This is a genomic window from Enterobacter sp. Crenshaw, from assembly GCF_024734705.1.
GTDB lineage: Bacteria > Pseudomonadota > Gammaproteobacteria > Enterobacterales > Enterobacteriaceae > Enterobacter > Enterobacter asburiae_B.
On record NZ_CP102932.1, the window covers coordinates 3,416,266 to 3,433,889 of the forward strand.

A 17,624-nucleotide genomic window follows, 5' to 3' on the forward strand; every position below is an offset into this window, starting at 1 on the left:
GACTCATTCGATCTTCTGCACTTCCGTATCCACCGGCAGCAGCGCAGTGCCGTCATGCGCTGCTGGCGCCATAAAGGGAACCGGCCTGCCCGTCCGCCTGTCGACCAGCAGCGAGTGACGCTCGCCCTGCGCAAACAGATTTTGCTCTCCCCACTGACGCAGCGCCACGATCACGGGGAAAAGACGTTCGCCTTTGTCGGTCAGAACATATTCCTGATAAGCCGTGCCGTCCGATGCTCCCTGTAACGTCAGGATTTCTGCCTCAACCAGCTTGCGAAGCCGGTCAGAAAGGATGTTGCGCGCCACCCCAAGGCTGCGCTGAAAATCCCCGAAGCGCGTCATGCCGTCAAACGCATTACGCACAATAAGAAGCGACCAGCGATCCCCGAGCAGGTCAACGCTGCGGGCAACGGGACAATATTCCTCTTTTACCGTATTTCGGGACATCACCTGTTTTCCTCGCAAAGGCCACCCTATAACCAGTTGCATTTTAAAACTACTTAGCCTAGCATTCAACCAGTTTCATTTTAAAACCAGGTTATCACAGGCGAGGATTTTGAATATGTCACTGACGTCAGCCCTTCCTTCAGCCGACATGCCGCGCAGCATGGTCTGGCTGTTCGCCACCGCCAGCGGCCTAAGCGTGGCAAACGTATATTACGCCCAGCCTTTGCTTGACGCGCTGGCGAACGATTTCGGCATCAGCCATGCGGCCGTGGGTGGCGTGGTGACCGCGACACAAATTGGCTGCGCGCTGGCTCTTTTGCTTGTCGTTCCTCTGGGTGACAAAGTGGATCGTCGACGACTCATGGCAGTACAGCTGATTGCTCTGGTGGTGGCGCTGGTTTCCGTCAGCATGGCACAGTCCTCTTCAGCGCTGCTTATCGGTATGCTTGCGACCGGTATGTTGGGCACGGCCATGACGCAGGGGCTGATCGCCTACGCCGCCAGCGCCGCGTCGCCCCATGAACAGGGACGCGTTGTCGGCGCGGCGCAGGGCGGCGTGTTCACAGGTTTGCTGCTCGCTCGCGTCTTTGCCGGTGGCATCAGCGATATCGCGGGCTGGCGCGGGGTTTATCTTTGCGCTGCCGCGCTGATGCTCATGATTGCGTTACCTCTGTGGTGGCGACTCCCCGCCCTGCCAGCCGTCACTGCCACGATGAGCTATCCGCGCCTGATTGGCTCAATGCTCACGCTGCTGCGGCAGGAAAAAGTTCTGCAGATACGCGGCGTGCTGGCGCTGCTGATGTTTGCATCGTTCAACATTTTCTGGAGCGCGCTGGTGCTGCCGCTGAGCGCACCGCCGTTTAACTTTTCGCATACAGCGATTGGCGCGTTTGGGCTGGCTGGCGCGGTGGGCGCGCTGGCGGCTGGCCGGGCAGGACGCTGGGCCGATCGGGGATATGCCCAACGCACCAGCGCGGCGGCGCTGAGTATCTTACTGTTAGCCTGGTGGCCCTTGTCGCTGATGGACCGTTCACTCGGGATCTTGCTTATCGGCATCATACTGCTCGATTTGGGCGGTCAGGCGCTGCACGTCACTAATCAGAGCATGATTTTCCGCACCCGTCCCGAGGCACACAGCCGGCTGGTCGGGCTTTACATGCTGTTTTATGCCGTCGGCAGCGGGCTCGGCGCGCTCGGCACAACGATGACGTATGCCTGTGCCGGCTGGCCGGGCGTCTGCCTGCTTGGCGCCTCGGTCAGCCTGCTGGCGCTGGTGTTCTGGTGGCTAACCCGCGCTAGCCACCGCTGTCCGCGGGATAATCCCGATTAATCCACGCGTGGTCCTCTTCCCAGGTGAACATCCATTTGCGCACCGGGCCGGCCATCACGTTGAGGTAGTAGCTGTCATACCCGGCCATCGTTGCGACCGGGTGGTAGCCCTTCGGCACCATCACCACGTCACGGTTATAGACCGCCATACACTCATCCAGCGCTCTGTCGTCGGTATAGACGCGCTGCATGCAGAACCCCTGCTCCGGGTTGAGGCGATGGTAGTAGGTCTCCTCCAGATAGGTCTCCTGCGGCGGGTTATCCGTGTCGTGCTTGTGGCTCGGGTACGAGCTGGTGCAGCCCTCACTGGTCCACACCTCCACCACCAGCAGGCTGTCGGCGGGCCTGTCTTCCGGCAAAATATTATGCACGTAGCGCTGGTTGTGGCCCTTGCCGCGCGCTTCGCCGTCGATATCCTGCGGCGCAATCAGCCGCGTCGGATACGTGCCTTTGCCCGGCGCGGCGCAGACCGCCAGCTCCAGCGTCGTCAGCGCCTTCACCTGCACCGATTCCTGCGGGGCGACGTACACCGCCCACGGCTTAATGCGCTCGAAGGGGCTCATCCGCTCGCCGATGTCGTTAAACTGCGCGGAAGGGGTGCGGATGGAGGCGCGTCCGGCGACCAGCACCAGACAGCGCTCTTCGCTGACGGCGGGCAGCATCAGCGTCTGCCCCTCCTGTAGCTCATACGCCTCAAAGCCGACGTACCCCCACCCCGCGCTTTCCGGCGTGACGGACTGGGTGCGCCCCTCCGCGTTCGGCTGTTGCCAGCGTGATAACAGACGTGACATGCTGCCTCCTCAAATCAGTCCGGCGTCGCCCGCCAGGCGGCTCAGGTTGTTATACCCCAGACGGGCGTAGGTCAGCGGATGGGCAATCGCCGGATCCTGCTCCGCCTCGACCACCAGCCAGCCGTGATAATCCTGCGCCTTCAGCAGCAGCATAATCGGCGGGTAATCGACGCAGCCGTCCCCCGGCACGGTAAACACGCCGCTCAGCACCGCATCGAGGAAGCTGGTTTTGCGGTTTTTGACGTCCGCCAGCACGTCGGCGCGCACGTCTTTGCAGTGAACGTGATTGATGCGCGACGCCCAGCGCTGCGCCACCGCCAGCGGATCGGCCCCGGCAAAGGTCAGATGGCCGGTATCCAGCAGCAGTCCGACCGCCTCCCCGGTGTGAGTCATCAGGTTGTCCACGTCCTCGGCAGACTCAATCACCGTGCCCATATGGTGATGGTAGGCAATCTGCACGCCCTGCTGCTGCGTATAGCGGGCAAATTCGGTGAGCTTCTCGCCGTACTCCTTCCAGCGTTCCTGCGGGAAGCGCGGGCGCAGATGCACCGGGGTCTGCTGCTCGCCGTGAATGCAGCCGCTCACTTCCGCAAACACCAGCACCTTCGCTCCCAGCTCGCGCAGCAGCGTCAGGTGCGGCTGCACGGCGGCGATCTCCTCCTCCACGCTGCGCTCCAGCAGGCGGCCGGAGTACCAGCCTGAGACCAGCTGCAGGTCGTGACGCTGCAGGATGGGGCCAAGCAGGCGCGCTTCGCGCGGGAATTTATTGCCCAGTTCGAAGCCGGCAAAACCGGCCTCTTTCCCTTCGCTCAGACAGGTTTCCAGCGAGGTTTCCGCGCCGAGAGAAGGCAGATCGTCGTTCGTCCACGTCAGCGGGTTAATGCCTAATTGCACACTCATTGTCGTCTCCATTATGCGTGTCCGCGCTCGCGCCACCAGGCGATAAGCTGCAGGTAGTTGTCCCGGATGCGCGCCACCAGCTGCGCATCGTCAATATCGTGCTTCAGCCACGCGCGGGAGGCATCGCCAAACAGCGTGCGCCCCACGGCGAAGCCTTTCACTACCGTCTGCCCCGCTGCGGCTTTGAAGTCGGCGCGCAGCTGTTCCGCCGGAGCGTCCAGGCCGAGGATCACCACCCCGCGGCAGTGCGGGTCCCGGCGTTCGATAATCTCGCTCAGCGCCGTCCAGCCGTCGGCGGAGAGCGGCGGCAGCTTCCACCAGTCGGGATAAATGCCGAGGTTGTAGAAGCGGGAGATGGCACGCAGGTAGAGCTCATCGCTGCGCGGCATGCTGGCGGGCAGGATCACCTCCAGCAGCAGCTCGTGCCCGGAACGGCAGCAGGCGTGGTACACCTCGGCGATTTTCTGCTCCTGCTCCAGGCGCAGGCCGTGGGCATCTTCCGGGTGGAAAAAGACCAGGCACTTCACCACGTGCTCCTGCGGCCAGCTGATAAGCTGGGTGCCGATGTTGCCGTGCTCCATCTCCAGCGGCCGGGAACCCGGCAGCTCGATGGGACGACCAATCCACCACCCTTCCCCGGTGATGGCGTTCAGCGCGTCCTGACCAAAGGTGCCGTCGCACAGAAGACCGGCTTTGCCCTCCAGCCCGGCGCGGCTCGCCGCCTCGCGGCTGGCCTGCAGGATCAGCTGCTTCAGCGCCGGAATGCGCTTAAGCGACGCGCCGCACTGCATCGCCATATCCTCAAGCTGGCTGCGGTGGTCGAAGGCCATCACGCACAGCTCCGGCCATTCGCGGCGGCGGGTGGTCACCCGGTGGAGATGGTTAAGACGCGGGTCGAGATCCGGGCGCGGCACGTTCGCGGCGCGGGAAAGATAGTCATCCAGCTCGATTTTGCTCGGCATCGCCGGGGCGCAGCCGTGGCGCGAGACCACCAGCGCGCCGCAGGCGTTGGCGTAGCGGCACGCCTGCTCCCAGCCTTCGTCGTTCAGGTAGCCGCGCAGCAGGCCGGACATAAACGCGTCCCCCGCCCCGAGGACGTTCAGCACCTCCACGCGCACGCCGGTCACCGTCAGGCCGTCGTCCAGCCGGGGCGGAATGGCGTCGGTATAGACCGAGCAGCCGAGCGCGCCGCGCTTGCAGACCAGCGCTGCGTCACTGACGGCACGCACCTGTCCCAGCGCCTGCAGGGTATCCGTGCTGCCGCCCGCAATGTGAAACTCCTCTTCGGTGCCTACAATGACGTCGAAGAGGTGCAGCACCTCCTGCAGCTCGCGGGTGACCTTCTCGGCGGCGATAAAACGCGTTTCGCCGTCGCCTAAGGAGGTTAGCCCCCACAGCACCGGACGATAGTCGATGTCCAGCACCGTGCGCACGCCGTGACGGCGGGCATAGCCCAGCGCCGTCAGCACCGCCTCGCGGGTCTGCGGATGAGAAAGGTGAGTCCCGGTGATGGCAAGACAACGTGCGGAGGCAATGTAGCTTTCGTCCACATCGCTGGCGGTAATCGCCATATCCGCGCAGTTATCGCGATAAAAAATCAGTGGAAAGGTGTCCCGGTCTTTAATGCCGAGGAGCACCAGCGCCGTGAGGCGTTGTTTATCGGTAATCAGATGGCTGGTATCGCAGCCCACCTGGTTGAGCTCTTCCCGCAGGAAGCGGCCCATATGTTCATCGCCGACGCGCGCCAGCATCGACGAACGTAAACCCTGACGCGCGGTGCCATACGCCACGTTGCCCGACGACCCGCCGAGATATTTGGCGAAGCTGGACGCGTCCTCCAGACGGGCACCAATCTGCTGACTGTAGAGGTCTACCGCCACGCGGCCCATGCATATCACATCAAACTGCTTTTCCACGTTGATACCTCATCAGACAATGTCGTTCACGTTCAGCCAGCGGCCTTCCCGGTGCGAGAGCGCAATCGCGTCCAGCACGCGCGACACCTTCCAGCCCTCTTCGAAGTCCGGCCACATCGGCGCGTCGGCGGCTATCCCGTCCACCAGGTCGCGCACCTCCACCGTTTTTTGATCGTTAAAGCCAATCCCGTGTCCCGCGCCCATGCAGAACGCGGCGTAGTCCGGGTGCGCCGGGCCGACGAGCAGCGTGCGGAACCCCTGGCGGTTCACCGGATCGTCATGCAGATAGAGCTTCAGCTCGGCCATGCGCTCCTGGGTGAAGCTGATGGCGCCTTTCGTTCCGGTGATGACGTACGAGAGCCCCATCTTGCGTCCGCAGGCAACGCGGGAGGTTTCAATCACGCCCTGCGCCCCGCCCGCGAAGCGCACCATCGCGTGGGCCTGATCCTCGTTTTCAACGGCAATCATCTCAGACGATCCGGCCTTCGCCGGTCGCGCCGGGACCACGATCTTCAGATCGCCGCAGACCTGCTCGATATCCCCGACCAGGTACTGGGCCATGTTGACGATATGCGCCGCGAGGTCGCCCAGCGCCCCCAGCCCGGCGGTCTCTTTGAAGCAGTGCCAGTGAATGGGCGAGAGCGGGTCGGCCATATAGTCTTCGTTGTGGGTGCCGTAGAAGTGGATCACCTCGCCAATTTCGCCTCGCGCGATAATCTCCTTCGCCAGCTGCGCCGTCGGGTTCTTCATGTAGTTGAACCCCACCAGCGTTTTCACTCCTGCCCGCTGTGCAGCCTCAACCATTTCACGCGCGTCGTGGGCGTTCAGCGCCAGCGGCTTTTCCGAGTACACATGCTTGCCGTGGCGGATCGCCTCCAGCGCCATCTCCTTATGCAGATGGTTGGGGGAACAAATATCCACCACGTCAATGGCCGGGTCGGCCACCAGCGCCCGCCAGTCCCCGGTGGAGCGGTTGAAGCCAAACGCCTGCGCGCGCGCTGCCGCCAGCTCCGGCGTGACTTCCGCCACCATCTCGCGCACCAGCCTGCCGCGCAGGTTGAAGACCGTCGGGGCCTGGGCATAGGCAATGGCGTGCGCCTTGCCGATATACCCGGTGCCAATTAATCCAATACGAACCTCTTTCATCGTGATCCTCACAGTGCGCCGCGACGGCTTTTGGCATAGGTATCGAATGCCACCGCCAGAACGATAATTAATCCGGTGATAATCTGCTGGTAGTAGGCCGAGACGTTCATCAGCACCAGGCCGTTAATCAGAATGCCCATAATGATGGAGCCGATAATGGTGCCGCCGATGCGCCCGTAGCCGCCCATCAGCGAGGTGCCGCCGATCACCACCGAGGCGATGACGCGCAGCTCAAAGGAGATCCCGGCCACCGCCTCGGCGCTTCCCAGACGTGCGCTCAGGATGAAGCCCGCCAGCCCCGCCAGACAGCCAATCAGCACGTAGACGCTGACCAGCACGCGTTTGACGTTCACCCCCGCCAGTCGCGCCGCCTCCGGGTTGCCGCCGATGGCGTAGACAAAGCGGCCCCAGCGGGTTTTATGCAACGCCAGATAGCCGCCGACGGCGACGATGGCGAAGATCCAGATAGGAATAGAGATGCCGAGCAGCTCCCCGCGTCCCCACCAGCGATAGCCAGGGTCGAAACCGGCGATCGGCGCGCCGTCGTTAATCACCAGCGTCAGGCCGCGCCAGATGGTCATCCCGCCGAGGGTGACGATGAACGGCGGCAGGCGCAGGCGGGTGACGCCCAGGCCGTGCAGGAAGCCAATCGCCGTGCCCATCGCCAGACAAATCCCCAGTCCAATCAGCCAGCTCATGCCGCCCCAGGCGTTCGGGTCGACGGTGGTGAAGTTGTCGCCCTTAATGACGTACGCCGCGGTCATGGCACACACCGCGAGAATGGAGCCCACGGAGAGGTCGATCCCGGCGGTGAGAATGACGAAGGTCATCCCCACGGCCATGATCCCGTAGATAGACACTTCGGTCAGGATGTTGAAAATATTGCGTTCAGAGAAAAAGTTGCTGTTCTGCGACTGGAAGAAGATCAGCAGCAGGATCATGAAAATCAGCACCCCGAAGCGCTCGAAGAAGGCGATGGGATCGATGCGTCCGGCGCGTTTGACCGGGGCCTGCGTTTTAGAAATCATCTGCGTCATGAGAAACTCCGTTATGCCGCGTTCAGGGCGTTGTGGTTGATGGCCATCATCGTCATCAGCCGTTCTTCGTTAGCGTCGTCGCCGTGGATCTCGCCGGTCACCCGGCCTTCGCTGAGGGTGATGATCCGGTCAGACACCGCCATCACCTCAGGCAGATCGGATGAGATCACGATCACCGCCACGCCCTTTTTCGCCATGTCAAACAGCACCTGGTGCACTTCCGATTTGGTCCCCACGTCTATGCCGCGCGTCGGCTCATCGACGATCAGCACCCGCGGGTTGAGCGCCATGCAGCGCGCGAGGATCACCTTTTGCTGGTTGCCGCCGGAGAGCTTGCGCACCTCCTGCGCGCTGTTGACCATTTTGATCTGCAGCGCCTTGCGGTAGGACTCAATCAGATCGTCCTCTTTGCGGGTGTTCACGAACCAGCGCCACTGCAGCAGCGAGGAGAGACAGGAGAGCGACAGGTTGTCGCGAATCGACAGCCCCAGCACCGCCCCCTCTTTTTTGCGGTCTTCCGGCACCAGCGCCACGCCCTGGTCGAGGGCATACAGCGGGTCGCGCGGCTGGTACGGCACGCCGTCCAGCTCAAAGCTCCCGGAGGTAAAGGCGTCTGCGCCAAACAGGCAGCGCGCTACTTCGGTACGTCCCGCGCCCACCAGCCCGGCAATGCCCAGAACTTCCCCGGCGTGGACGTGGAAGCTGATGTCGTGCAGGGCGATGCCGTGCGGATCCAGCGGCGGCTTTTCGCGGCTCAGCCCCTTCACCGCCAGGCGGACGGGTTTGTCTTCATGATGCGTTTCGCTGGCCGGACGGCGGTTAAAGGCCACGTCGCGCCCGACCATCAGACGGATCAGCTGTTCGACGTTGGTCTCCGCCACCGCGCCGGTGCCGGTAAAGCGGCCGTCCTGGAAAACGGTGAAGCGATCGCAGAGCTGGAAAACTTCGTGCAGACGGTGGGTAACGTAAATAATGCTCACGCCGCGGTTTTTAAGCTCCCGCACCACGCGGTGCAGGCTTTCCACCTCGCTGTCGCTCAGCGCGGCGGAAGGTTCGTCCATAATGATTAACCGGGCGTTGAGGGTCAGCGCCCGGGCGATCTCCACCATCTGCTGCTGGGCGACGCTCAGGCGGGCGACAGGCGTGGTCGGCGCAACGTTCAGCTGGAGGTAATCGAGAATGACCTGCGCCTCCTGGTTGACCGCCCTTTCGTCGACGATCAGGTTACGCCTGCGCGGCTCGCGACCGAGAAACATGTTTTCCGCGACGGTCATGTTGGGCAGCAGGTTGAATTCCTGATAGATGGTGATAATGCCCTTGTTCTGGCGCGCCACCGGGGAGTCGTCCACCGGCAGCGTTTCGCCGTTGAACCAGATATCCCCGCGCGTTTGCGGCTGCGCGCCCGCGAGCGCCTTCAGCAGCGTGGATTTTCCCGCCCCGTTTTCCCCCAGCAGGGCGTGAATTTCGCCGCTGCCGACGGTCAGCTGAGCGCTGCTCAGCGCCCAGACGCCGGAAAAGCTTTTTGCCAGGTCGGTCACTTTCAGTAAGGGTTGCGACATCAGTCTGCTCCTCCTCATGATGAGCCGCCAGAGGCGGCTCGGGACATATTAGTTACCGGCCTCACCGATACGCTCAGCCTGCTGCAGGTTCTCTTTGGTGATCAGCGTCGGCGGGTAGTCGGCCCCGGTGATGGCTTTCTTCTCGCGCACGTTAGCCACCAGCTGGCTCATCGCCGTCTGCACCGCAAAGCCCGGACGCTGATCCGCCGTTACCGCCAGCCAGCCGTCGCGCACGCGGGCCAGCGCTTCCGGCACCGCATCAAACCCGGTCACGAGGATTTCGCCCGGCTTCACGCCCTGGCTCTGCAGCGCTTCAATCGCGCCCAGCGCCATATCGTCGTTGGCGGAGAGGATCACCTGCGGACGTTTCGGCAGCGAAGGCAGAACGCTTTCAACGATGCGCATTCCTTCAGAACGCATCCAGTTGCCGGTCTGATCGGCGACGATCTTGTACTTATCCCCGCCCGCCTTCAGGCTGTCGCGGATCCCTTTGGTGCGTTCAATGTTGGAAGAGGAGCCCGGCTGACCGGTGAGGAGAATGATGTCCGCGCCGTCGGGGAATTTGGTTTTAACGAAGTCGCCAACCGCCTGGCCGCCCTTGTAGTTGTTGGCGCCGAAGTGCGGCACTTTCTTCTGGCTGTCGACGGAGCGGTCAAGGGTGACGATCGGCAGCTTCGCATCCTGAATTTCATCCACCGCGCTGGAGACCGCGTTCACGTCATTCGGGGAGACGATAAAGCCCTGCGCCCCGCGGGTGATGGCGTTTTCCAGGTCAGCTACCTGCTTCGGCGAGCTGCCCTGCCCGTCCAGCACCTGAAGCTTCACGCCCATCTCTTTTGCGGCTTTCACCGCCGTGCGCTGCATGTGAACTTCAAACGGCATGGCCAGGTTTGGCGTACTGAAAACGATTTGCTCGTTTTCGGCGAGGGCGGCCCCGGACGTCATGGCGATGAGGGCGGCTACGATCAGTTTTTTCATTATTATGTCTCTCTGTGTAGGGTTGTTGTGTTTAGAGGACGATCTCGCGCTGGCTGCGCAGTGACTCCAGCGCTTTATCCGCAAGGTACAGCGCACGTTCACCATCATCGCCGCTGCAGTCAGGCACCGCTTCGCCGCGCAGGACCGCAACAAAGTGTTCCCATTCCGCGGCGTAAGCGGATTTGTAGCGCTGCAGGAAGAAGTGTTCCGGCAGCGCGCTGGTGCAGCCCTGTTTGCCGTAGTGCTGCACCTGGTTTTCAAGAATATTGCCCGCGCACAGCAGCCCCTCGGAGCCGTGCAGCTCCAGGCGCTGGTCGTAGCCGTAAGATGAACGGCGGCTGTTGACGATGGTTGCCATCGCGCCGGAGGCGTATTTCAGAACGATAAACGCGGTATCGATATCCCCCGCCTCGCCAATCGCCGGATCCACCAGATTGCTGCCCTGGGCATACACCGACACCGGCTCTTCGCCCATGATGAAGCGGGCCATGTCAAAGTCGTGAATGGTCATATCGCGGAACATGCCGCCGGAGACGCGCACGTACTCAGCAGGCGGCGGAGATGGATCGCGGGAGATGATGAGCAGCGATTCCGGTTTGCCGATGCGCCCGGCCTGCGCGTCGGTTTTCACGCGGCGAAACTGCGGGTCAAAGCGGCGGTTAAAGCCGATGAACAGCGGCACGTCGTACTCTTTGACCACCTTCAGGCAATCGCGCACGCGGGCGAGGTCAAGGTGTACCGGCTTTTCGCAGAAGATGGCCTTGCCGTGGCGGGCGGCCATTTCAATCAGATCCGCGTGGGTATCGGTGGCGGAGGCGATCAGCACGGCGTGAACGTTAGGATCGGTCATCGCCTCGTTCAGGCTCTGCTGGCGGGCCTGATACTGCGCGGCGAGACGGGTGGCAAATTCCTGATTCGGGTCAACCACGGACCAGAGCGTGGTCGCGCCGTGGCTGGCGATGTTAGCTGCATGTACCTGGCCAATTCGGCCAGCGCCCAGTAAAGCAATGTTAAACATAACGGCTCCCGGTGTTGGTGAATGCTGTGAACTAACGACCCTATAAATAAAACATTTATTTCATTTTTATAAATAGTGAAAATTATGTTTTTGAGTGCGGGTTAACACTTTTGAGATGAATGAGATAAATTTTGTTATCAATCTCACAACATGAGTGAGCGTGCGGCAACTCCCCTCACCCCGGCCCTCTCCCCAATGGGGCGAGGGAGAAAAGCGCGCACCAAACTATCCCCTCTCCCCTTTGGGGAGAGGGTTAGGGTGAGGGGAAAATGAAATGAAAATTTCGTTACGAAGAGAAAACTCAATACTGGCGGGCTTTTTTCACCTGCGCCTGCGTTTGCTCAGCGGCCTCACGCACGGCAGACGACGCCGCCACCTGCGCATCACCGGTTCGCCACCAGGAGGCGTAGTCGTGAGTCATGGTCTTCGGCAATACCTTGATGTCCAGCAGCGTCGGGCCGGGATGCGCCCGCGACGCCTCCAGCGCCGCCAGCAGGCTTTGCTCATCGTTCACCCGCCACGCGCGGCAGCCGTAGCTTTCCGCGTTTTGCGCAAAATCGACCTTCACCAGCGGCCCGTCAAGCCGCCCGGTTTCCGGGTTGCGGTGGCGGTTTTCGGTGCCAAAGCTGCCCATGCCGTGCCCCATCTGCAGGTTGTTAATGCAGCCGAAGCTGGCGTTATCAAACAGCAGGACGGTGACCTTAATGCCCTCCTGAACGGCGGTTTGCAGCTCGGAGTGCAGCATCATGTAGGAGCCATCCCCCACCATGGCGTACACCGGCAGTTCGGGTCTGGCGAGCTTCGCGCCGATGGCCGCCGCAATCTCGTAGCCCATGCAGGAGTAGCCGTACTCCAGGTGATAGCTGTCCGGCGTTTTGACCTGCCAGAGACGCTGTAAATCCCCCGGCAGCGAACCGGCCGCGCCCACCACGATGGCGTTATCTTCAGTTTGCTGGTTGATCAGCCCCAGCACCCGCGTCTGGGTCAGGCGGGTGTTGAGCGCCTCGCCGTATTCCGCCAGCTGCGCATCCAGGTGCCCCGCCACTTCGGGCGCGTCGTCAGGACGCCACTGGCGATCCCACAGGCGGCGGCACTCGTCGCGCCAGGCGGACTTCGCCTGAGCGATCGCCTCTCCCCAGCCGCTGCGGTAATCCCCGAGCGCGTGGGTCAATGCCTGGAGCCCGGTTTGGGCATCGGCAACCAGCGCGGTGGCGTCCAGCTTCAGGGCGTCAAACTCGGCCACGTTCAGCAGCAGGAATTCGACGTCCGGGTGGGAAAAGAGCGCCTTGGAGCCGGTGGTAAAGTCGGTCAGGCGCGTGCCGATGCCGATCACTAAATCGGCCTGCGGCGCGAGCTGGTTGGCGGCCATTCCCCCCGTCACCCCTACGCCGCCCAGGTTAAGTGGGTGGTCACTTACCAGCGCCCCCTTTCCGGCCTGGGTTTCAGCAAACGGCAGCCGCAGCGTCTCGACAAATTCGCGAAATGCCTCATGCGCGCCGGAATAGCGCACGCCGCCGCCGCACACCACCAGCGGACGACGCTTGCGGGCGATCAGCGCCCGCGCCTGCGCCAGACGCTGCGGATCGGGCGGACGACGCTCAATATGATGCACGCGACGCGCGAAGAAGCTCAGCGGGTAGTCCCAGGCCTCTCCCTGCACGTCCTGCGGCAGGCAGATGGTCACCGCGCCGGTATTGGCGGGGTCAGTAAGCGTTCGCATCGCGCTTAACATCGCGCTCATCAACTGCTCGGGGCGGTTGATGCGGTCCCAGTAGCGGGAGACCGGACGGAAGCAGTCGTTGGTGCTGATGCTGAGATCGTGATACTGCTCGATCTGCTGCAGCACCGGGTCCGGCTGGCGGCTGGCGTAGATATCGCCCGGCAACAGCAGCAGCGGGATGCGGTTCGCCGTAGCGGTGGCCGCCGCCGTGACCATATTGGCGGCGCCCGGCCCGACGGAGGAGGTGACGGCAAAAATGCGCTGACGGCGGTGCTGTTTGGCAAACCCCGTCGCCATATGGGCGATGCCCTGCTCGTTGCAGCCCTGCATCACCTGCAGATGGCCCGGGTCCTGCTCCAGCGCCTGGCCGATACCGAGCACGTTGCCGTGCCCAAAGATGGTGGCCACGCCCTCCACGAAGGGCGTTTCGTTGCCGTCCACGCTGACGTACTGTTGATTAAGGAACCGGACCAGCGCCTGGGCCATGGTCATACGTTCGGTTTGCATAAAACCTCCTGTCAGCCCAGCGTCGGCATGGAGAACGCAGCGCCTGTCTCCTGCTGCATTTCCGGCCAGCGCGCGGTGATGGTTTTCATTCGGGTGTAGAAGCGCACGCCGTCGCTGCCGTGAACGTTGAGCGCGCCAAAGATGGAACGCTTCCAGCCGCCGAAGCTGTGGAACGCCATCGGCACCGGGATCGGCACGTTGACGCCCACCATGCCCGCCTGCACCTCTTCGCAGAAGCGGCGCGCGCAGCCGCCGTCACGGGTGAAGATCGCCGAACCATTACCATATTCATGGCGGTTAATCAGATCCACCGCGCTGGCGTAATCTGCTACGCGCACCACAGAAAGCACCGGGCCGAAAATTTCTTCTTTATAGATGGTCATCTCCGGGGTGACATTATCGAACAGCGTCGGCCCGACGAAGTAGCCCTGCTCGTGCCCCTTCACGCTGAAGCCGCGACCGTCCACGCGAAGTTTCGCTCCCTGCGACTCGCCGCTGTCGATGTAGCCCAGCACCTTGCTGCGGTGTACGGAGGAGATGAGCGGCCCCATTTCGTTTTCCGGCGACTGGTCCAGGCCCGGCCCGACGCGCAGCGCGGCAATCTGTTTCTCCAGCCGGGCGCAGAGGTCATCGGCGGTTTTATCCCCCACCGCCAGCACCACCGAGAGCGCCATGCAGCGTTCGCCCGCCGCGCCGTAGGCCGCGCCCATGATGGCGTTGGTCGCCATCTCCATGTCGGCATCCGGCATGAGAATGCAGTGGTTTTTCGCGCCGCCCAGCGCCTGGCAGCGCTTTCCGTGGGCGGACGCGGTCTGGTAAATGTATTCCGCAATCGGCGTGGAGCCGACAAAGCTCACCGCCTGCACGCGTGGGTCGGTCAGGAGCACGTCAACGGACTCCTTATCGCCCTGCACCACGTTGAACACGCCGTCGGGCAGGCCGGCCTCTTTAAGCAGCTGCGCCAGCGCGAGCGCCAGAGAAGGATCTTTTTCCGACGGTTTCAGCACGAAGGTGTTGCCGGTCGCCAGCGCAATCGGGAACATCCACATCGGCACCATCGCCGGGAAGTTAAACGGCGTGATCCCGGCGCAGACGCCGAGCGGCTGCATCAGCGAGTGGCTGTCGACGCCGGTACCGACGTTCGCAGAGTGTTCACCCTTTTGCAGATGCGGGATGCCGCAGGCAAACTCCACCACCTCCAGGCCGCGGGTCAGTTCGCCCACCGCGTCGGAGAAGACCTTGCCGTGCTCTTCGCTGATGATGCGGGCCAGTCGCTCCATATTCTCTTCCAGCAGCGCCTTGAAGCGGAACATCACACGCGCGCGCTTAAGCGGAGCATGGCGCGCCCACGCCGGAAACGCCTGCTGCGCGGCGGCAATCGCCTGCTCCGTTTCCTGCGCCGTACTCATCACCACCTGGCGGATCTGCTCGCCGGTGGCCGGGTTGAAGATCGCCTGAACGCGCTGGCCTGAACCGGTGACACATTCGCCGTGAATAAAATTCGCTACCGTCTCCATCCTTAACCTCTCGCTGTTGATACGTGACTGTTAACTGAATACTGTGTACTGAACACTATATATGAAACAAATATTCCATTTTAAGTTGAAATAAAATAAATGATGATTATTGTGATCAAGGATGGATTTTTATGTTAACAGCCAACAACACTGACGCAGCGTGCGCTATTAAGGGATTTCGGGCGAGGAAATGACTGAAGTTTCTGTTTCATTTTTGCTGCCAGATGGATGGCCGACATTTAAAAGACGCGGTTTTGCGTTTAGAATCATAAGACTGTATTTGGGGGATAAGATGACGACAGCAACCAGCCTGAACGAACTGCAGCAGCAAATCCGCGATCGCTACGATAGCCTGAGCAAGAGGCTGCAACAGGTCTCCCGCTACGTGCTGGATAACACCAACAGCGTGGCCTTTGATACGGTTGCCGTCATTGCCGAGCGCGCCGACGTGCCGCCCTCGACGCTGATCCGCTTTGCCAACGCCTTTGACTTCACCGGCTTCAACGAAATGAAACAGCTGTTTCGCATGAACCTGGTGGAGGAGACCGCCAGCTACAGCGACCGCGCCCGGCTGTTTCGCGAAATGGAAAGCGAGGCCGTGCCGGAAACGCCGCTCGATATCCTGCAGGAGTTTGCCCGCTCGAACGCCCAGGCGCTCCAGCAGCTGGCCGCCCGTGCCGAACCGGAAATGCTGGAGCGCGCGGTACAGCTGCTGGCCGACGCCGACACCATCTACATCGCCGGACTGCGCCGCTCCTTTAGCGTCGCGGCCTACCTCACCTACGCCCTGAGCCATCTGGAGTGCCGCCCTATCCTGCTCGACGGCATGGGCGGGATGCTGCGCGAGCAGATCAGCCGCATTAAGGCGCGCGACATCGTGGTGTCGATCAGCTTCTCGCCGTACGCGGAAGAGACGGTGATGGTCAGCGAAACCGCCGCCAGCGTCGGCGCGCGGCAGATCGTGATTACGGACAGCCAGATAAGCCCGCTGGCGACGTTCAGCGATCTCTGCTTTGTGGTGAAAGAGGCTCAGGTGGATGCGTTTCGCTCCCAGTCGGCGACGCTGTGCCTGGTGCAGTCGCTGGTGGTGGCGCTGGCGTATAGGTTGGGAGAGGGGAAGTAAGGCAATAAAAAAACCCCCTGCACAGGCAGAGGGTTTTGGTGTTAATTCAGCGGGGAATTATTCCCATTCAATCGTAGCCGGTGGCTTACCGCTGATGTCATACACCACGCGGGAAATACCGTTCACTTCGTTGATGATGCGGTTAGACACGCGCCCTAAGAAGTCATACGGCAGGTGCGCCCAGTGCGCGGTCATGAAGTCGATGGTTTCCACCGCACGCAGGGAAACAACCCAGTCGTACTTACGGCCATCGCCCATCACACCGACGGAGCGAACCGGCAGGAACACGGTGAACGCCTGGCTTACCTTGTTGTACAGGTCAGCTTTGTGCAGCTCTTCGATGAAGATCGCATCCGCGCGACGCAGCAGGTCGCAGTACTCTTTCTTCACTTCGCCCAGCACGCGCACGCCCAGACCCGGACCCGGGAACGGGTGACGGTAGAGCATGTCGTACGGCAGACCCAGTTCCAGACCGATCTTACGCACTTCGTCTTTGAACAGCTCGCGCAGCGGTTCAACCAGGCCCATCTTCATCTCTTTCGGCAGGCCGCCCACGTTGTGGTGAGATTTGATGACGTGTGCTTTACCGGTTGCGGAGGCCGCAGACTCGATCACGTCAGGGTAGATAGTGCCCTGCGCCAGCCACTTCACGTCTTCCAGCTTCAGCGCCTCTTCGTCGAACACTTCCACGAACACGCGGCCGATGATCTTACGTTTGGCTTCCGGATCGTTCTCGCCTTTCAGCGCGTCCAGGAAGCGCTGCTCGCCTTCCACGTGAACGATGTTCAGACCGAAGTGGTCGCCGAACATGTCCATGACCTGCTGGGCTTCGTTCAGACGCAGCAGACCGTTGTCCACGAAGACGCAGGTCAGGTTTTTGCCGATGGCGCGGTGCAGCAGCATCGCGGTCACGGAGGAGTCCACGCCGCCGGAGAGGCCGAGGATCACTTTGTCATCGCCAACCTGCTGGCGGATACGCTCAACGGCGTCGTCGATGATTTTTGCCGGAGTCCACAGGGCTTCACACTGGCAGATGTCACGCACGAAGCGCTCCAGCATGCGCATACCCTGACGGGTGTGGGTCACTTCCGGGTGGAACTGCACGCCGTAGAAGCGTTTTTCTTCGTTCGCCATGATGGCGAACGGGCAGCTTTCGGTGCTGGCAACGGTCACGAAGTCAGACGGGATGGCGGTAACTTTGTCGCCGTGGCTCATCCACACGTCCAGCAGCGGTTTGCCGTCTGCGGTCAGGGAGTCTTCGATACCGCGCACCAGCGCGCTGTCGGTGACGACTTCTACCTGTGCGTAGCCAAACTCGCGCTCGTTAGAGCCTTCTACGTGGCCGCCCAGCTGCATTGCCATAGTCTGCATACCGTAGCAAACGCCGAATACCGGCACGCCAGCTTCGAACACGTACTGCGGCGCGCGCGGGCTGTTCTCTTCGGTGGTACTTTCCGGGCCGCCGGACAGGATGATGCCGCTTGGATTGAATTCGCGAATCTGTGCTTCCGTGACATCCCACGCCCACAGCTCACAGTAAACGCCCAGTTCACGTACGCGACGCGCCACCAGCTGAGTGTACTGAGAACCGAAGTCCAGGATGAGAATGCGATGTTTATGAATGTTTTCCGTCATT

14 protein-coding genes are annotated in these 17,624 nt (G+C 61.9%); 2 read left to right on the top strand and 12 right to left on the bottom strand.

What is annotated here, in order from left to right; genetic code table 11:
• Positions 1 to 3: 3 nt before the first annotated feature.
• The gene (locus NWV12_RS16235) at positions 4 to 447 is read right to left on the bottom strand and encodes a helix-turn-helix domain-containing protein (RefSeq protein ID WP_023308780.1); all 444 of its coding nucleotides are present in this window, start codon (positions 445 to 447) and stop codon (positions 4 to 6) included.
• Between the two features lie 115 nt (positions 448 to 562).
• Between NWV12_RS16235 and NWV12_RS16240 the strand changes: the two genes are divergently transcribed.
• A complete protein-coding gene (locus tag NWV12_RS16240; RefSeq protein ID WP_039263725.1) occupies positions 563 to 1,777 on the top strand; it encodes an MFS transporter in 1,215 nt (404 codons plus the stop codon).
• On the opposite strand, the gene iolB is transcribed toward NWV12_RS16240, so the two are convergent.
• The 10 genes from iolB to NWV12_RS16290 form a co-directional block, all read right to left on the bottom strand.
• The gene (gene iolB, locus NWV12_RS16245; protein ID WP_048978856.1) at positions 1,743 to 2,567 is read right to left on the bottom strand and encodes a 5-deoxy-glucuronate isomerase; all 825 of its coding nucleotides are present in this window, start codon (positions 2,565 to 2,567) and stop codon (positions 1,743 to 1,745) included. The two genes, NWV12_RS16240 and iolB, sit on opposite strands and share 35 nt — an antisense overlap.
• Before the next feature lie 9 nt (positions 2,568 to 2,576).
• Entirely contained in the window at positions 2,577 to 3,467 is an 891-nt protein-coding gene (iolE, locus tag NWV12_RS16250) for a myo-inosose-2 dehydratase (protein WP_048978855.1), read from the bottom strand.
• An 11-nt stretch (positions 3,468 to 3,478) separates the two neighbouring features.
• Entirely contained in the window at positions 3,479 to 5,383 is a 1,905-nt protein-coding gene (gene iolC / locus NWV12_RS16255; protein WP_048978854.1) for a 5-dehydro-2-deoxygluconokinase, read from the bottom strand.
• 12 nt (positions 5,384 to 5,395) lie between these two features.
• On the bottom strand, positions 5,396 to 6,529 hold the full coding sequence (locus NWV12_RS16260; RefSeq protein ID WP_047060731.1) for a Gfo/Idh/MocA family protein: 1,134 nt from the start codon (positions 6,527 to 6,529) through the stop codon (positions 5,396 to 5,398).
• A gap of 8 nt (positions 6,530 to 6,537) precedes the next feature.
• The gene (locus NWV12_RS16265) at positions 6,538 to 7,566 is read right to left on the bottom strand and encodes an ABC transporter permease (RefSeq protein ID WP_028014045.1); all 1,029 of its coding nucleotides are present in this window, start codon (positions 7,564 to 7,566) and stop codon (positions 6,538 to 6,540) included.
• Between the two features lie 11 nt (positions 7,567 to 7,577).
• Entirely contained in the window at positions 7,578 to 9,125 is a 1,548-nt protein-coding gene (locus NWV12_RS16270; protein WP_047060733.1) for a sugar ABC transporter ATP-binding protein, read from the bottom strand.
• Positions 9,126 to 9,173: 48 nt separating this feature from the next.
• On the bottom strand, positions 9,174 to 10,103 hold the full coding sequence (locus tag NWV12_RS16275) for a substrate-binding domain-containing protein (protein WP_033146190.1): 930 nt from the start codon (positions 10,101 to 10,103) through the stop codon (positions 9,174 to 9,176).
• Between the two features lie 31 nt (positions 10,104 to 10,134).
• Complete coding sequence (iolG, locus tag NWV12_RS16280) at positions 10,135 to 11,121, bottom strand: inositol 2-dehydrogenase (protein WP_038417345.1); 987 nt, start codon at positions 11,119 to 11,121, stop codon at positions 10,135 to 10,137.
• A gap of 301 nt (positions 11,122 to 11,422) precedes the next feature.
• A complete protein-coding gene (gene iolD, locus NWV12_RS16285; RefSeq protein WP_048978853.1) occupies positions 11,423 to 13,348 on the bottom strand; it encodes a 3D-(3,5/4)-trihydroxycyclohexane-1,2-dione acylhydrolase (decyclizing) in 1,926 nt (641 codons plus the stop codon).
• Between the two features lie 11 nt (positions 13,349 to 13,359).
• Positions 13,360 to 14,865 (bottom strand): CoA-acylating methylmalonate-semialdehyde dehydrogenase, encoded by a 1,506-nt coding sequence (locus NWV12_RS16290; protein ID WP_048978852.1) that lies wholly within the window; start codon positions 14,863 to 14,865, stop codon positions 13,360 to 13,362.
• A 292-nt stretch (positions 14,866 to 15,157) separates the two neighbouring features.
• Between NWV12_RS16290 and NWV12_RS16295 the strand changes: the two genes are divergently transcribed.
• Positions 15,158 to 15,988, top strand: a complete 831-nt coding sequence (locus tag NWV12_RS16295; protein ID WP_008502123.1) for a MurR/RpiR family transcriptional regulator — start codon at positions 15,158 to 15,160, stop codon at positions 15,986 to 15,988.
• Between the two features lie 57 nt (positions 15,989 to 16,045).
• On the opposite strand, the gene guaA is transcribed toward NWV12_RS16295, so the two are convergent.
• Positions 16,046 to 17,623, bottom strand: a complete 1,578-nt coding sequence (gene guaA, locus NWV12_RS16300; protein ID WP_006811514.1) for a glutamine-hydrolyzing GMP synthase — start codon at positions 17,621 to 17,623, stop codon at positions 16,046 to 16,048.
• Position 17,624: the final 1 nt, after the last annotated feature.

Coding starts and splice junctions, on each gene's coding strand:
- NWV12_RS16240 (WP_039263725.1), top strand. CDS start 563: ATGTCACTGACGTCAGCCCTTCCTTCAGCCGACATGCCGCGCAGCATG.
- NWV12_RS16265 (WP_028014045.1), bottom strand. CDS start 7,566: ATGACGCAGATGATTTCTAAAACGCAGGCCCCGGTCAAACGCGCCGGA.
- iolE (WP_048978855.1), bottom strand. CDS start 3,467: ATGAGTGTGCAATTAGGCATTAACCCGCTGACGTGGACGAACGACGAT.
- iolD (WP_048978853.1), bottom strand. CDS start 13,348: ATGCAAACCGAACGTATGACCATGGCCCAGGCGCTGGTCCGGTTCCTT.
- NWV12_RS16290 (WP_048978852.1), bottom strand. CDS start 14,865: ATGGAGACGGTAGCGAATTTTATTCACGGCGAATGTGTCACCGGTTCA.
- NWV12_RS16295 (WP_008502123.1), top strand. CDS start 15,158: ATGACGACAGCAACCAGCCTGAACGAACTGCAGCAGCAAATCCGCGAT.
- iolG (WP_038417345.1), bottom strand. CDS start 11,121: ATGTTTAACATTGCTTTACTGGGCGCTGGCCGAATTGGCCAGGTACAT.
- NWV12_RS16260 (WP_047060731.1), bottom strand. CDS start 6,529: ATGAAAGAGGTTCGTATTGGATTAATTGGCACCGGGTATATCGGCAAG.
- NWV12_RS16275 (WP_033146190.1), bottom strand. CDS start 10,103: ATGAAAAAACTGATCGTAGCCGCCCTCATCGCCATGACGTCCGGGGCC.
- NWV12_RS16270 (WP_047060733.1), bottom strand. CDS start 9,125: ATGTCGCAACCCTTACTGAAAGTGACCGACCTGGCAAAAAGCTTTTCC.
- iolB (WP_048978856.1), bottom strand. CDS start 2,567: ATGTCACGTCTGTTATCACGCTGGCAACAGCCGAACGCGGAGGGGCGC.
- NWV12_RS16235 (WP_023308780.1), bottom strand. CDS start 447: ATGTCCCGAAATACGGTAAAAGAGGAATATTGTCCCGTTGCCCGCAGC.
- guaA (WP_006811514.1), bottom strand. CDS start 17,623: ATGACGGAAAACATTCATAAACATCGCATTCTCATCCTGGACTTCGGT.